The organism is Celeribacter sp. (genome assembly GCF_048261515.1).
GTDB lineage: Bacteria > Pseudomonadota > Alphaproteobacteria > Rhodobacterales > Rhodobacteraceae > Celeribacter.
On the sequence record NZ_JBLXFZ010000007.1, the window covers coordinates 196,296 to 211,059 of the forward strand.

The 14,764-nt window shown below is 60.0% G+C and carries 17 protein-coding genes; 11 read left to right on the top strand and 6 right to left on the bottom strand.

Features of this window, described 5'->3' with window-relative positions; genetic code table 11:
• Positions 1 to 3: 3 nt before the first annotated feature.
• On the top strand, positions 4 to 633 hold the full coding sequence (locus ACN0SC_RS13695; protein ID WP_417250240.1) for an LON peptidase substrate-binding domain-containing protein: 630 nt from the start codon (positions 4 to 6) through the stop codon (positions 631 to 633).
• Positions 633 to 821 carry a Trm112 family protein gene (locus tag ACN0SC_RS13700; RefSeq protein ID WP_417250241.1) on the top strand — a complete coding sequence of 63 codons (189 nt, stop codon included), beginning with the start codon at positions 633 to 635 and terminating at the stop codon, positions 819 to 821. The genes ACN0SC_RS13695 and ACN0SC_RS13700 overlap by 1 nt, the downstream gene beginning before the upstream one ends.
• Here the strand turns inward: ACN0SC_RS13700 and ACN0SC_RS13705 are convergent.
• On the bottom strand, positions 818 to 2,041 hold the full coding sequence (locus tag ACN0SC_RS13705) for an FAD-dependent monooxygenase (protein WP_417250242.1): 1,224 nt from the start codon (positions 2,039 to 2,041) through the stop codon (positions 818 to 820). The two genes, ACN0SC_RS13700 and ACN0SC_RS13705, sit on opposite strands and share 4 nt — an antisense overlap.
• 84 nt (positions 2,042 to 2,125) lie before the next feature.
• On the opposite strand from ACN0SC_RS13705, the gene ACN0SC_RS13710 reads away from it, so the two are divergent.
• The 3 genes from ACN0SC_RS13710 (at position 2,126) to ACN0SC_RS13720 (ending at position 7,739) form a co-directional block, all read left to right on the top strand.
• Positions 2,126 to 3,454 (top strand): amidase, encoded by a 1,329-nt coding sequence (locus tag ACN0SC_RS13710; protein ID WP_417250243.1) that lies wholly within the window; start codon positions 2,126 to 2,128, stop codon positions 3,452 to 3,454.
• A gap of 147 nt (positions 3,455 to 3,601) precedes the next feature.
• Entirely contained in the window at positions 3,602 to 4,783 is a 1,182-nt protein-coding gene (locus tag ACN0SC_RS13715; protein ID WP_417250244.1) for an aminotransferase class I/II-fold pyridoxal phosphate-dependent enzyme, read from the top strand.
• A gap of 13 nt (positions 4,784 to 4,796) precedes the next feature.
• Positions 4,797 to 7,739, top strand: coding sequence for a DNA translocase FtsK (locus ACN0SC_RS13720; RefSeq protein ID WP_417250245.1), 2,943 nt, complete (start codon positions 4,797 to 4,799; stop codon positions 7,737 to 7,739).
• Positions 7,740 to 7,793: 54 nt separating this feature from the next.
• On the opposite strand, the gene ACN0SC_RS13725 is transcribed toward ACN0SC_RS13720, so the two are convergent.
• Positions 7,794 to 8,111: a DMT family transporter gene (locus tag ACN0SC_RS13725; protein WP_417250246.1), complete on the bottom strand. Its 318-nt coding sequence runs from the start codon at positions 8,109 to 8,111 to the stop codon at positions 7,794 to 7,796.
• 205 nt (positions 8,112 to 8,316) lie between these two features.
• On the opposite strand from ACN0SC_RS13725, the gene ACN0SC_RS13730 reads away from it, so the two are divergent.
• Positions 8,317 to 8,922, top strand: a complete 606-nt coding sequence (locus ACN0SC_RS13730; RefSeq protein ID WP_417250247.1) for a LolA family protein — start codon at positions 8,317 to 8,319, stop codon at positions 8,920 to 8,922.
• Between the two features lie 20 nt (positions 8,923 to 8,942).
• On the opposite strand, the gene ACN0SC_RS13735 is transcribed toward ACN0SC_RS13730, so the two are convergent.
• Both ACN0SC_RS13735 and ACN0SC_RS13740 read right to left on the bottom strand, forming a co-directional pair.
• A complete protein-coding gene (locus ACN0SC_RS13735; RefSeq protein WP_417250248.1) occupies positions 8,943 to 9,527 on the bottom strand; it encodes a lytic transglycosylase in 585 nt (194 codons plus the stop codon).
• 90 nt (positions 9,528 to 9,617) lie between these two features.
• Complete coding sequence (locus ACN0SC_RS13740) at positions 9,618 to 10,499, bottom strand: AEC family transporter (protein ID WP_417250249.1); 882 nt, start codon at positions 10,497 to 10,499, stop codon at positions 9,618 to 9,620.
• Positions 10,500 to 10,584: 85 nt separating this feature from the next.
• Here ACN0SC_RS13740 and hspQ point away from each other — a divergent pair, with 85 nt between their 5' ends.
• Complete coding sequence (gene hspQ / locus ACN0SC_RS13745; RefSeq protein ID WP_417250250.1) at positions 10,585 to 10,911, top strand: heat shock protein HspQ; 327 nt, start codon at positions 10,585 to 10,587, stop codon at positions 10,909 to 10,911.
• Positions 10,912 to 10,964: 53 nt separating this feature from the next.
• Here the strand turns inward: hspQ and ACN0SC_RS13750 are convergent, their stop codons facing one another.
• The gene (locus ACN0SC_RS13750; RefSeq protein WP_417250251.1) at positions 10,965 to 11,441 is read right to left on the bottom strand and encodes an ATP-binding protein; all 477 of its coding nucleotides are present in this window, start codon (positions 11,439 to 11,441) and stop codon (positions 10,965 to 10,967) included.
• A 6-nt stretch (positions 11,442 to 11,447) separates the two neighbouring features.
• Entirely contained in the window at positions 11,448 to 11,789 is a 342-nt protein-coding gene (locus tag ACN0SC_RS13755; protein ID WP_417250252.1) for an STAS domain-containing protein, read from the bottom strand.
• Positions 11,790 to 11,897: 108 nt separating this feature from the next.
• Between ACN0SC_RS13755 and ACN0SC_RS13760 the strand changes: the two genes are divergently transcribed.
• The 4 genes from ACN0SC_RS13760 to ACN0SC_RS13775 all read left to right on the top strand — a co-directional run bounded on the left by ACN0SC_RS13760 (position 11,898) and on the right by ACN0SC_RS13775 (position 14,753).
• On the top strand, positions 11,898 to 12,356 hold the full coding sequence (locus tag ACN0SC_RS13760) for a GAF domain-containing protein (RefSeq protein WP_417250253.1): 459 nt from the start codon (positions 11,898 to 11,900) through the stop codon (positions 12,354 to 12,356).
• 9 nt (positions 12,357 to 12,365) lie between these two features.
• Positions 12,366 to 13,013 carry an RluA family pseudouridine synthase gene (locus tag ACN0SC_RS13765; RefSeq protein ID WP_417250254.1) on the top strand — a complete coding sequence of 216 codons (648 nt, stop codon included), beginning with the start codon at positions 12,366 to 12,368 and terminating at the stop codon, positions 13,011 to 13,013.
• 112 nt (positions 13,014 to 13,125) lie between these two features.
• On the top strand, positions 13,126 to 13,779 hold the full coding sequence (locus tag ACN0SC_RS13770; RefSeq protein ID WP_417250255.1) for a peroxiredoxin: 654 nt from the start codon (positions 13,126 to 13,128) through the stop codon (positions 13,777 to 13,779).
• A gap of 197 nt (positions 13,780 to 13,976) precedes the next feature.
• Positions 13,977 to 14,753, top strand: a complete 777-nt coding sequence (locus ACN0SC_RS13775; protein WP_417250256.1) for a Stf0 family sulfotransferase — start codon at positions 13,977 to 13,979, stop codon at positions 14,751 to 14,753.
• Positions 14,754 to 14,764: the final 11 nt, after the last annotated feature.

Here is a 14,764-nt window from a genome sequence, read left to right on the forward strand (position 1 = left end):
GCCATGCTGACAGCCGCAGACCTTCCGCAGGTGATCCCCGTCTTTCCCCTTCCCGGGGCATTGCTCCTGCCACGTGCGCGTCTGCCGCTGCATATCTTCGAGCCGCGCTATTTGCAGATGCTCGACGATTGCCTCAAAACCTCCTCCCGCTTGATCGGGATGGTCCAGCCGCGCGGCGAGGGTGATGCACTCAATGCCATCGGCTGCGCGGGTCGGGTGACGGGGTTTTCCGAAACCGAGGACGGGCGCTACATGATCACACTCGCGGGCGTGTCGCGCTTTCGGCTGCGCGAGGAGGCAACGGGATTTTCGCCCTACCGCCGTTTCTGTGCTGACTGGGCCGGTTTCGAGGGTGACCTTGGCCGCGCGGAATGTGACGATGGATTGGACCGCAACAGCTTCATGACGCTGCTCAACCGTTTCTTCGAGGAGGAGGGATTGCGCACGGATTGGGACAGCCTGCGCGACGCCGACGACGAGATGCTGATCAACTCGCTCGCCATGTTGTGTCCGTTCGAGCCGGAGGACAAACAGGCCCTGCTTGAAAGTCCGACCCTTCCAACGCGTCGCGAAACGCTTATAACGCTGATGGAGTTCGCCCTGATGGGCGGCACGGGCAAGGAGATGAACTGATGGACGCCGATCAACCCGAATTCGACCGCCGCATGTTGGAGGCTCTCGTCTGCCCGCAGACCCGCACAACCCTGACCTACGACGCTCAGGCGCAAGAGCTGGTGTCAAAAGCGGCTGGTTTGGCCTTCCCGATCCGTGGCGGCATTCCGATTATGCTGATCTCAGAAGCACGCAGGCTCGACGACTAGAGCGGCTGACCCCGCAGGAGTTTCGGCACGTCACCGTTCACCCCCGCAGCTTCGCGAATCGCTTCGCGCCGCACATTTGGCAGTGAATTTACTACGCCCATTCCGATATCGCGCACTGTACGCAAGATCGGATTGTCGTTGGAAAACAGCTTGTTAAAACTGTCGGTCATAAGCGCCATCGAGGCCACGTCGAACCGTCGCCACTGTTGATAACGCGCCAGAACGTCTTCTCGCCCGATGTCCTCACCGCGCCGCCGCGCTGCCGTGAGCACTTCAGCCAGCGCCCCGACATCCTTCAATCCCGCGTTCAGTCCTTGTCCCGCAATCGGGTGCATCCCGTGGGCGGCATCCCCCACCAACGCCACGCGCGGCGCGTAAAATGAATTGGCCAGCGTGATGTTGAGCGGATAGGTGAAGCGTTTCCCTGCGAGGCTGATCGGGCCGAGGAAATCTCCGAACCGTGGGCGCAGAACTTCAAGGTATTCTTCATCGGAAAACGACTGGATATCTGCGGCCACACTGTCCTTCTCGGTCCAGACAATCGAGCTTTGATTGTTGGGGAGAGGCAGGATTGCCAGTGGTCCTGACGGTAGAAAATACTGATGTGCGCAGCCGTGGTGCGGCTTTTTATGCGCAATCGCACAGACCAAAGCGGTCTGGCCATAGCCCCAGCCAGTGCGCCCGATCTTGGCGCGTTTCGCCGTGCCCGAGGCTCGCCCGTCGCATCCCACAATCACTGCACCCGAAAGCACGCGACCGTCCATGAGCGTGACCCGCGCGCCGTGCGCGTCCACCTCCTGATCCGCGACATGGCCTTCGACCTGTGTGATCCGCTCATGCCCGTTGAGCGCATCCAGAAAGGCGCGCCGAAGGAAGCGGTCCTCGACCATATAGCCCATTGGCCCCTCGTCGATTTCCGCATGGTCGAATTCCAGCATGAACGGCGCGGGCGCCTCACCGGGCTTTCCGTCTGTGATTTTCACATCAAGAATCGGCTGGGCGTGCGGGGCTACGGCGGGCCAGATACCGATACCTTTTAACAGCCGCTGCGAGGACACCGAGAGCGCATAGCCGCGCCCGTCGAAGGCATCCGACATCCGCGCGGCCCGTGGTAGGGCGTCGATGATCGTGACTCTGAAGCCCGCATTCGCAGTCGCCAGTGCCAGTGCGGGCCCGTTCAGGCCGCCGCCTACAATGAGAAGATCGGAACTCTGTGTCATGTCGTTCAATATGACGCGCAACGCGGGATTGTCCATGCGCTCTTGCGTCGCTAGCTTACCCACAAAGTGGCAAGGGAGCGGCGCGTGGACAAGTTTGACAAAAGCATGGGCGATCTGGGACGGGATATTGCCGCGGGAGCTATCGATCCTGTTGAATTAACGGAATATTTCCTTGATCGCGCCGATGCACACCCTTTTGGTGATCGCATTTATGCCCGTCTCACGCCTGCCCGCGCACGTGCCGAGGCTGAGGCCGCACGCAGCCGCGCACGAAATGGCACGCGGCGCGGCCCGCTCGACGGTGTGCCCGTGTCGTGGAAAGACCTTTTTGACACCGCGGGAACGGCGACTGAAGCGGGCTCTGCCTTGCTCAAGGACCGCATTCCCGACCGCGATGCGCAGGCCGTGGCGCGTGGATCGGCGGCTGGGCTTGTGGGGCTCGGCAAAACGCATATGAGCGAGTTGGCCTTCTCAGGTCTCGGTCTCAACCCTGTTACAGCCACGCCGCCCTGCGTTAACGATCATGACGCCGTTTCGGGGGGGTCGTCATCGGGCGCTGCCGCCTCTGTCGCTTTCGGCCTCGCACCTGGTGCGATTGGCACGGACACGGGGGGGTCGGTGCGCATCCCTTCCGCCTTCAACGATCTTGTCGGGCTCAAGACCACATCAGGCCGACTCTCGCTTGATGGTGTGGTGCCGCTTGCCGCCGCTTTTGATACGGTCGGCCCGCTCGTGAAGACCGTCGAAGATGCCGCGCTGACCTTTGCCGTGCTCGACAATAGCGCTGCGCCCGATCTCCGAGAGGCCTCGCTCGAAGGTACGCGACTTCTCGTGATGGAAAACGTGGTATTCGATGACATCCGTGATGCGCCACGACAGGGGTTCGAGCAGGCGGTTGAGGCACTGGCACGGGCGGGGGCGCAGATTGATCGCGGGCCGATCCCCTGTGTCACTGATGCGATGGACCTCTCCGCGATTCTGTTCACCACCGAAGCCTATGCTGAATGGCGCGATGTGATCGAGGCCAATCCCGACCTGATGTTCGACCGCATTCTTGAACGTTTCCGCTCGGGCGCGGCCTTCAATGGCGCGGACTACGTGGCGGGATGGAAATTGCTCCACCGGCTGCGCGGCGAATACCTCGCGGCAACGGCGCAATATGACGCGGTGCTTGTGCCGACCGCACCGATCCTGCCGCCTGATGCTGCACGGCTCATGAGTGATGGGGACTATTACGTGACCGAAAACCTGCTCTCCCTGCGCAACACACGTGTGGGCAATCTTATGGGGCTGTGTGCCATCACCTTACCAACGGGCGTGCCCTCGACGGGGATCTCTCTGCAAATGCCTCCGCTTCAGGAGGCGCGTCTTCTGCGTCTTGCGGCGGCGTGCGAGGTGGCATTGGCTGGCTGATCCGCGCGCTGACCGAAATGCCACAGGGTTCGCGTCGCGGGGGCAATTTAGTTCTTCTTTTTCTGGACCGCGCGCGCCCGCATCGCTACATTGGGTGGCAATCAACCGGGCAAAAATGATCCGGAAAACGAGGCAGTAGCAGCACCCATGACGTTTCCTGAGCGGTTTTCCAACCTGCCAGAATATGCCTTTCCGCGTCTGCGGAGCCTTCTCGACGCTCATGCGCCGGGCGGAGAGGTTGTGCATATGACCATCGGCGAGCCGCGCCACGCGATGCCTGACTTCGTGGGTGAAGTTTTGGCTGAGAATGTCGCTGGATTTGCCCGCTATCCCAACAACTATGGCACTGAGGATTTGCTCGGCGCGATCCGCGACTGGCTGGCGATGCGCTTTGGCGTCACCGTCGATCCTGACCGTCAGATCATGGCGCTCAACGGCACGCGCGAGGGGTTGATGAATGCCTGCATCGCGCTTTGCCCCGAGACGAAGGGCGGTAAGCAACCCGTCGTTCTCATGCCCAATCCCTTCTATCAGGTCTACGCCGTGGCCGCCGTGACGGTGGGTGCGGAGCCTGTTTTTGTGCCCGCTACGCGCGAGAGTGGCTTCCTGCCCGATTATCATGCGCTGCCCGACGAGGTTCTCGACCGCACAGCGGTTGCCTACATTTGCAGCCCGTCGAACCCGCAGGGCGCGGTGGCTTCCGCTGACTACTTGCGCGACCTGATCGCACTTGCCGAGAAGCATGATTTCAAGGTCTTCTCAGACGAATGCTATTCCGAGATTTACCGTGGCACGCCGCCCGTCTCCGCCCTGCAAGTGGCGCAGGAGATGGGCGCGGCCCCCGACCGCGTCGTGATCTTCCACTCCCTGTCGAAACGCTCCAACCTTCCGGGCTTACGCTCTGGCTTCGTGGCATCGGGGGCGGGCAACATCGACCACATGAAACGTTTGCGCGCTTATTCGGGCGCACCGCTACCACTGCCGATCCAAGCGGTCAGTGCGCGGGTTTGGGGGGATGAGGCCCATGTCACCGCATCGCGCGCGCTCTATGTCGAGAAGTTTGATATGGCTGACCGCGTGTTCGACGGCATCGACGGGGCAGGGGCCCCCGAGGCGGGGTTTTTCCTTTGGCTGCCTGTCGCGGATGGCGAAGAGGCGGCAATGAAATTGTGGACGCAGACAGGTATCCGCGTCCTTCCCGGCGCGTATCTGTCGCGCACGGTGGCGGGTGAAAATCCCGCAAAAGGCTACATTCGGGTCGCTTTGGTGGCCCCAAAAGAAGAGACACAGCGCGCCTTGGAAACACTGCGCGACTGTTTGTTCGGGTAAAGAGAGGCACAAGATGGCATCGTATCAAGCGCGCGGGCGCGACCCGCTTTTTGATCGCAACACGCAGGCAGTTCTCGAACGCCGCGGCAAGGAACTGCTCGGGCTGGCGCTCATCGGTGTGGGTGTCCTGTTTGCGCTGATGCTCGGCTCCTATGTGCCCGAAGATCCCAGTTGGCTGTCTGTGACCGACGCGCCCGTTCAGAACATGCTCGGTCGGATGGGAGCCACGATTGCCTCGCCCCTGATGATCGTCGTGGGTCTGGCCTCGTGGGGGTTTGCCGTTGTCTTTGCCGTGTGGGGTCTGCGTTTCGTGTTGCATCGTGGTGAAGAGCGTGCCCTTTCGCGCGCCGTTTTCGCGCCCATTGCCATTGCGCTTGCCGCCGTTTTTGCTTCCTCTTACGGCACCTCGACGCAGGGTTTTGGCGGGCTGTTCGGTGACACCGCTCTTGCCGGGCTGCTGTCGCTTTCACCCATTGATCAGGGTTTCGCCCTCAAGCTTCTTACCTTCCTGTCGCTGGCAGCAGCGCTCGCCGTGGCGCTTTTCACCCTTGGTGTAACACGCGCCGAATTGTCCGTTGCGGGGCGTTTCCTTGTCTACGGCATGATCTCGCTCTACGCGCTAGTTCTGCATCTACTTGGCCGCACTGCAAAAGGTTCGGTCGTCGCGGGTCAGCGTATCGCTGCGACTGCCGCCGAGCGCCGCGAAGCCCGCAGGCTGGCCGCTGCCGAAGCCGCTGAACAGGCGCAGCTTCAGGCCGAGATGATTGCCCGCGAACCGCTAGTGCATCGTCCGTCCCATGAGGCGGCATCCCCGCTTGCCGCGCCCGTCGCGGCTCCCGTTGCCGCCCCTGCCTATGATGATGGATTTGGTCCTGACGCGGGCACGACTGCGCAGGGGAAATCGCTCCTCGGTGGCCTGTTCAAACGCGAGCCACAGCCTGACTTGACGCCCGAACTGGTCGAGCCTGCCCTCGCGCCCGATGTGCCCGTAACCAGCGACACCAGCCAGCGGATCGCGGCGAAAATCTCTTCTGTGATCTCCGCGCGCAAGGCAGCTCCCGCGCCGCAACCCGCCGCGCCCGCTGCCCCCGCCATGCGCCCCGAACCGCCGCTCACCGCAGCGCAGAAGGCCGCCGCGCGCTACAAGAAAGGTCCGAAGCCGATGGTGCTGGCCGAGGTTGAGCCGCAACCCGTGCCGACGCCCGATCCCGCACTTTTCGCCGCGCCGCAAGATGTTGGCCTTGATGACGGTTTCGATGATGCACTCATCGAGCCGCTTGATACGCCCGAATACGTCGCGCCGCAGGCCGAGCGTTACATCCCGCAACCTGCCGCGCCCGAGCCCAAGCGGGTTGTGCAGCACACGCCGAAGAAGGCCCCTGCGCCCTCCAAGCGCGCGCAGGCCGAAGCGCAACCTACACTCAAATTCGACCCCTCGGAGGCGGAATACGAATGCCCGCCGCTTAACCTCCTGAATCCCGCCGTTCACATTGACCGCAACACGCTGTCGGACGAGGCGCTGGAGGAAAATGCGCGGATGCTTGAGAGTGTGCTGGATGACTACGGCGTGAAGGGGGAGATTGTCTCGGTCCGCCCTGGTCCCGTTGTGACCATGTATGAGCTTGAACCCGCGCCGGGCCTTAAGGCGAGCCGGGTTATCGGTCTGGCCGACGACATCGCGCGCTCCATGTCAGCGCTGTCTGCACGTGTCTCCACCGTGCCTGGTCGCTCGGTGATCGGTATCGAGCTGCCCAATGAACACCGCGAAATGGTCTCCTTCCGCGAGCTTTTGTCGACCCGCGATTTCGGCGACGGGAACCACCGCCTGCCGCTTGCGCTTGGCAAGGATATCGGCGGCGATCCCGTTGTGACCAACCTTGCGAAAATGCCTCACCTGCTTATCGCGGGGACCACGGGTTCGGGTAAGTCGGTGGCGATCAACACAATGATCCTGTCGCTGCTCTACAAGCTCACGCCCGACGAGTGCCGCCTGATCATGATCGATCCGAAGATGCTCGAACTTTCCGTTTATGACGGCATCCCGCACCTGCTGTCGCCCGTTGTGACCGACCCCAAAAAGGCCGTGGTCGCGCTCAAATGGGTCGTGGCGGAGATGGAAGAACGCTATCGCAAGATGTCCAAGATGGGCGTGCGTAACATCGACGGCTACAACGGCCGCGTTGGTGATGCGCTTGCCAAGGGTGAGATGTTCTCGCGCACGGTTCAGACGGGCTTTGATGACGAGACGGGTGATCCAATTTTTGAAACGGAAGAATTCCAGCCCGAAAAGATGCCCTATATCGTCGTCATCGTTGACGAGATGGCTGACCTGATGATGGTCGCGGGTAAGGAAATCGAAGCCTGCATCCAGCGTCTCGCGCAGATGGCGCGGGCCTCTGGCATCCACCTCATCATGGCCACGCAGCGCCCCTCCGTTGACGTGATTACCGGCACGATCAAGGCCAACTTCCCCACGCGGATCTCCTTCCAGGTGACGTCGAAAATCGACAGCCGCACCATTCTGGGTGAGCAGGGCGCCGAGCAACTTCTGGGCATGGGCGACATGCTGCACATGGGGGGCGGCGGACGTATCACACGTTGTCACGCGCCCTTTGTCTCGGATGAAGAAGTCGAAAAGGTTGTCTCCTACCTCAAGGCCTACGGCCCGCCCGATTACGTCGGCGGTGTGCAGGATGGCCCCGAGGCCGAGAAAGAGGCCGATATCGATGCGGTTCTCGGTCTGACAGGCGGCAACACGGGCGGCGATGATGCGCTCTACGACCAAGCGGTCGCAATCGTGATCAAGGACCGCAAGTGCTCCACCTCCTACATCCAGCGCAAACTGGCCATTGGCTACAACAAGGCCGCGCGCCTTGTGGAGCAGATGGAGGACGAGGGTGTGGTCTCCTCGGCCAACCACGTGGGCAAGCGCGAAATTCTGGTCCCCGAGCAATAGGCGCACACAGTCTCCCCGCTGCCAAATCGGTTTCGGGGGGATCGCGTCACGGCGTTAGTGCGCGTCGCCACCGATCAGGATCATGCCGATCAGCAGGAACATCACGCCTGCGATCCCTGACAGACTGAGGCCTTGCTGGAACAAGATCACGCTCAAAAGCACCGATCCAACCGATCCGATCCCCGTCCAGACAGGGTAGGCAATTCCGAGCGGAAGGCGTTGCATCGCGGCGTAAAGGGCGATCAGGCTCACAAACATGGCAACCGCTGTGCCCGCACCGAGGAGCCACGAAAACCGCACTCCGAGTTGCTTCAACCCTGTTGCCCAAACGACTTCGAGAATGCCTGCGGTGAGAAGATAGAACCAAGCCATTTCAACCTCTTTTCGTATTCAGGTCGTCCTGACAAAGACCCGTGCGAGGCTGGGTCGTCCCAGCGGGTCGATTTGTGATGGGGCGCAGGGATAGGCGGGGCGGGCATTTCTGTCAATCCGCCACAGGCCGCATTTGACGCACTGCCCACGCCTGCGTGATCCGTTTTGAGATGCAATGCGCGACGCCCCCGCTTATATCAATGTTATGAGTATTCTACGTTTTGCAATCGCACCCGTTTTCGCACTCGCCATCGCCTTTCCTGCGTCGGCGGAGAAACTGTCGCTGTCCGAGCTTTCGTCCTATCTCAACGGGCTTGGCACTGTTGAGGCGGAATTCACCCAGATAAATGATGACGGCTCACGTTCGCAAGGCACACTGACCATCAAACGGCCAGGACGGATGCGGTTGGAATACGCTGATTCAGAGGCTTTGGTGGTCACGGGTGGCGGTCAGGTCGCGATTTTTGATCCAGGTTCCAACGAGCCACCGCAGCGATTCCCGCTGTCACAGACCCCGCTCAGCCTCATCCTTAAGCGCAATGTCGATCTGACGGCGGCGCGGATGGTGGTCTCGCATACCGAGAAAAACGGCGACACCTTTGTGCGCGCGCAAGATCCCGACCATCCCGAGTATGGCTCGATTGACCTGATTTTCGGGGATCGCCCGATCCTCAAGGCATGGATCGTTAACGATGATGCAGGGGGCTCCACCACTGTGCAATTGACGAAAATGCGGCTTGGCGGAAAGTTGTCGGACGCGTTGTTCAACATCACACGCATCGCTCGCGACCGCGGCACGCCCGTCGATTGACAGGCGCGCCACTGTTCGCGTTAGCTCTTACGACAGGAACGTAGCTGCGCCTCATAGGTGCGGGCGCGTTCGCCGACTTCGTTCGCAACGCGCATCAGCCACGATTTCGACTTGTAGCTCCCGCGCGCAAATCCCGTGCGACCTTCATGATAGGCGAGGTATTGCAGACGCGCGTCGTCTTTCGGGATGCCGAGATCTTCGTGCGACTGGTTCATATACCAACCCATGAAATCGGTAGCGTCGCGGATGCGGTCCCGTTTCGCGCCCCAGCCACCTTCTTCGTTGCGGTATTCGTCCCACGTCGCGTCCAGCGCCTGCGCATAGCCATAGGCCGAGGACTGGCGACCCATTGGGATCACACCGAGCGAGAACCGATACGGTGTCCGCGCGTTGCCGATGAATTTGCTCTCTTGGTAAATCGTGGCCATTTGCACGGACACGGGGATGCCCCACTTGCTCTCGGTCGATTTCATTGCCCGCAAATAGGCTGGACGCTGCGCCACGATGGCACAGGCGTTGTCCAGATTGCGCGGCGCCGAAAAATTGCCACTGCCGCAGGCTGCGACAAAGACAAGGAGCGCAAGGGTGCGAAGGGATCTGCTCATATCTGCCTCTCGCTTTTTGTTTTGAGGCATATTAACCGATTTGGCGCGGGCGGGAAATGTCTTTCCCGTGAGTGGCCGGATCGGGCGCGATCAGATCAGGAAACCGAGGATCAGCGGCAGATAGGCGACCGACAGGAGCGTCGAGGCGACGACAAGGCTCGCCACTGCGCCTGAATCCGCGCCGTATTTCTCCGCCAGCATGTAGCTCGTGACAGCAACAGGCGTTGCGACCTGCACCACCAGCACCGCAAAGGGCACAGGAGCGAGATTAAAGGCCGCTCCAGCCGTCGCAGCAATCGCCGTGCACAGGATTACCTTGCCCAGAGAGATAGCAACTGCCCGCCCAATACCCTTCGCCTGCAACCGCGCCACAGCGACGCCGAGGGTGATCAGCATGGTCGGGATGGCAATCTGGCCAAGCAGGTCGAGCGTGTTCATTGCGAAGCGGGGCAGGGTCCAGCCCTGCCATAGAAAGATCCCGCCAAGCAGGGTCGCGCCCACAAGAGGCTCTTTGATCACTTTGAGCGGAGAACCGCCGCCCGCCGTGACATAGACGCCGAAGGTAAACGACCACAGCGCCATGACCGCAAAAACGATGATCGCGTAGCTCAGCCCCTCGTCGCCAAAAGCAAAGAGGGCGAGCGGCAAACCGAGGTTGCCTGTGTTGCCAAATGTGATCGGTGCAAGGTAGGTGCGAAAGTCGAGGTGCATCACTTTAACTGCGATCCAAGCCGCCACCGTCACTCCCGCATAGGCCACGATCGAGGCAAAACACAGCGTGGTGAGCGCGGCGGGGTCGATCTCGGTTTCGACCAGCGCAGTGAAGATCAGCGCGGGGATCGAGAGGGTCATCGCAAGGCGCGTGACGAACTCCAGACGGTAGTCGTGACCTGTCTTGACCCACACGAATCCAATCACGGCGAGGAAGAAAACAGGGGACACAATTTCCAGAACTGTAAAGACGAGGTGCACAGACTGTTTCCCTGATTATGGGCTTGCACCCGTGGACTGGCGCATGGTTGATGGTCTACTAATATGGTCAGGGGGTTGCAACGCAATGCAGTCGATACGTGCCAAATACCACCTTGGACAGGTTGTCCGTCACCGCAAACATCCGTTTCGCGGGGTGATCTTCGATGTCGATCCGACATTTTCGAAGACTGAAGAGTGGTATGACGCGATCCCTGAGGACAGCAGGCCCAAGAAGGATCAGCCGTTCTATCACCTGCTCGCGGAGAACGATGAGAGTTTCTATCTCGCCTATGTCTCCGAGCAGAACTTGATTGCGGATTACTCGGGCCAGCCCGTCGATCATCCTGATTTGCCCGATCTGTTTGGCCCGATGGACGACGGTACTTATCCACTTCAATTCCAGATGAACTGATCCACGCGCTTCGTGCATTCGTGGGAGCCCTGCACGGGTAAAGTGAGGCTGCGTCACGCGCCGCAGGATTCGTTCTGTGCGGCTACGTTTATGCGGAAACTGAACATATTGGTGTTCCCTTCGCGTCTATAGTCGAGATCATTGGCCAACTCGCGGATCAGGAGCCAGCCGAACCCCCCTTCGGGCAGATCTTGAACCCCTGTGTTGTCGAGAACTCGAATGCCAAGCGGTGGCTGCCCCCCTGGCATCGGCTTGCCTCGGTCGGAAATCTGGAAAGACAGACCTTTTGCATCGCGGCTTACGCAAATCTCGACTAGCCCGTCGGGCGTGTCGGTGTAGGCGTGTTCGACGATGTTGTTGAGTGCCTCTGCAAGGACCAACTCGATGCAGGCGGCTTCCTCTGGCGCTAGTGTCATGTCCCTGAGCGAGTGAAAGACCGCGCGCAGCCCACGTCGCACATTGGTGTCCGTTGCGGTGAACACGAGGCGTTTGTGGAATGCCAAGTCTTTTATACTTGTTTGTGATGACATGGTCGCTCAGGTCTCGTCATCCCCTGGCACTACGGTGTCGATGGACGGATGAATGCGGAAGACGTTGTCCATTCGGGTGAGATGAAACACCCGTTGCACGGGCGGATTGAGAGCGGCCAGTTCCAGCCTGTGACCATCCTTCATCGCTTTCATCGCAGCGACAACTGCGCCGAGTCCCGAACTGTCGAGGAAGGCGACACGTCCAAGATCAAGTACCACGCGCGATGGCGCGTCGTCGGTCTTCTCCCGCATCTGGTCCTTGAACTGGATCGCACAGGCAGCATCAATGCGCGCCTCGTCGACGGAGATCACACGAATATCGTCAAAATCCCGATGTGTCAGCTTCATGGCTTTACTTATGCCGCCCTACCTATTGCATTCTTCGCAGGGCAAACTACGACCTATTCGTTAAGAGCGGGTTTGCATCTGACATTGAATTGAAAAAGGAGAGCGCGCATGGACGGTGAGCTCGAGGCGCGAGTGGTGGCGCTTTGTGAGGGGGAGACGGATACGGTTTCTCTCATGGCCACAATGGCTTGCGAGATCCATCATAGCGACGCGCGTTTTGACTGGACGGGGTTTTACCGTGTCGTTGCGCCTGATTTGCTTAAAATCGGTCCTTATCAGGGCGGCCACGGATGTCTTGTGATCCCGTTTTCGCGCGGGGTGTGCGGGGCCTGCGCGCGCGAGGGTGTGGCGCAGCGTGTGGATGATGTCGAGGCCTTTGCGGGTCACATCGCCTGTTCCTCGACGACGCGCTCCGAACTTGTCCTACCCGTGCGCAATAGGGCGGGCGACCTGCTCGGCGTCTTCGATATCGACAGCAACCAACCTGCCGCCTTTACCTCCGAGGATGAGGCTCGACTGCAATCCCTTCTCGACCGTGTCTTTGCGGATGCGCCCGCAGCGTGCTAAGCGCCCTACATGAGCAGCGACTATAATCCACCTCAGACACCCGTGACGGTCATCCATGCGGATCACGAAGTGCTCCTAGTTGACAAGCCTGCGGGGCTTCTCTCTGTTCCGGGTAAGGGGGAGCATCTCGCCGACTGCCTGATCGCGCGGGTGCAGGAAGCCTATCCAGAGGCATTGCTCGTCCATCGCCTTGACCGCGACACCAGCGGCGTCATGGTCTTTGCCCTTACTCCTCACGCGCAGCGGCACCTCGGTCTGCAATTTGAGAAACGCCAGACGAAGAAAACCTATGTCGCGCGTGTCTATGGCGAGATTGCGGAGAAGACGGGGACGGTGGACTTGCCGCTGATCGTCGACTGGCCCAACCGTCCGCGCCAGATGGTTGACCATGACAACGGCAAACAGGCGGTGACGGACTGGCGCGTGGTTCGGCGCGGTGACGGGGAGACCCGCGTGCGCCTCTGTCCCAAAACGGGCCGCTCGCACCAGTTGCGCGTGCATATGCTCGCCATTGGCCACCCGATTCTTGGCGATCCCTTCTATGCCACGGGGGAAGCGCTCAATGCGCCGCGTCTGATGCTCCACGCCGAGAACCTACGGTTTCGCCATCCTGATGGCGGCAAGGGAATGTCGTTCACCGCCCGTTGTCCTTTCTAGAACACCCTCCCTAATTGCGCGCCCCTTAGCCGTGCAAAATGACGCAGGGGGTGCAAAGCCGCGCTGAGGCGCTTATTTATGCTGCAACGCATTCAAACTAGGAGGAATACCCATGGGTCTTCGCATTAACGACATCGTCCCCGACCTCACCGTCACCACCGACCAAGGCGACATTTCGCTCCACGACTGGATTGGTGACAGCTGGGCCATCGTGTTCTCGCACCCCAAAGATTTCACACCCGTCTGCACCACCGAATTCGGCGCCGTGGCACAACTCGCTGACGAATGGGAAAAGCGTGGCACGAAGGTGCTTGGCGTTTCCGTTGATGGCGTGGAAGAGCACAAGGGTTGGAAAGGCGACATCGAGAGCTTCGCCAATGCCAAGGCAGGCTTCCCGATTGTCGCCGACGAGGATCTGAAACTGTCGAAAGCCTTTGGCATGCTTCCCGCCGACGCCTACCTCCCCGATGGCCGCACCCCCGCCGACTCGGCCACCGTGCGTTCGGTCTACATCATCGCGCCGAACAAGAAGGTGCAGCTGATCATGACCTACCCGATGTCCGTGGGCCGCAACTTCGCCGAAGTCCTGCGCGCCCTCGACGGTCTGCAACGCACCTACGAACAGCCCCTCGCAACTCCCGCCAACTGGGAAACGGGTCAGGATGTGATCGTGGCCCTATCGCTTGACGACGACGCCGCGAAGGCAAAATACGGCGAACTCGACAAGAAACTGCCCTACCTGCGGTTCGCGAAAGATCCGAAGTAAGCTAGGGCTCTTCTGTTTGCATCGACAAAGCCTCGCCGCGCGGGCGGGGCGTTTTCTTTGCCGTTTTACCGGCAGGGCTACAAGGTGGAGGATCTCTGCCGGATTGGGAGGATACGCCTCTTGTGTTGATCAAGCTCGATAACTCAACTAGGCAGTGTATATCTGGCCAAGGATCGTTGATTGCAAAGGGCGGTAGCATGGAAAAGCGTAAGGGTGTGCTCATACTGACAGAGGGCCGCAGCGGGTCTAATTGGCTTGGGTCTTTGGCGACCGGTGCGGGGCTTGGGCGATCGGGAGAATGGCTTGGTCGTGAGCAATCGCAGCTCGACCCCGTTTTGACGGATCGCAAGACATACTTTGAGGCCGCAATCGAAAACGGTACGAACGGTAGCTCTGGCTTCTGCATCAAGATTTTTCCACGCCACCTGCACTGGATTAATCACTACTATAATAAGGATTTCATCCGATATTGCCGCGAAAATCACGATGTCAGCCTTGTTCTTCTGACACGAAATGATCGCCTGCGTCAGGCGATATCTTTTTCGCGCGGACTGCAGACCGAACAATGGACGAGTAAAGGAGAGAAGAAAAAAGATGCAGATTACGACTTCGACCAGATCTGTCGCTGCTATTTCCTCATCAATCGAAGCTATGACTACTGGAGGAGCTACACTGGTGTTATCAGCGAAGATATCCAGCATTTCATATATGAGGATCTTCTCGACGATCCAAGTCCGTTTGTTAACCACATCGCCGACCACTTTGGCGTGACGCACCCGACAAAGCTAGAATCCAGTCTCACCGTCCAGCGCGACGAGACCACCGAGAAATGGCGCGTTCGTTTCCTTGAAGAGGCAAAGACTCGCGACTTCATTGACAGTACAACACCATCACGTCTTCCCGGAAGGTCACCGCGCAATCTGATACGGTTTCTTAGAAAAAAACCTCTCTCGCCCTATCCCTACGCCTATTAAGCAGCTGTGGG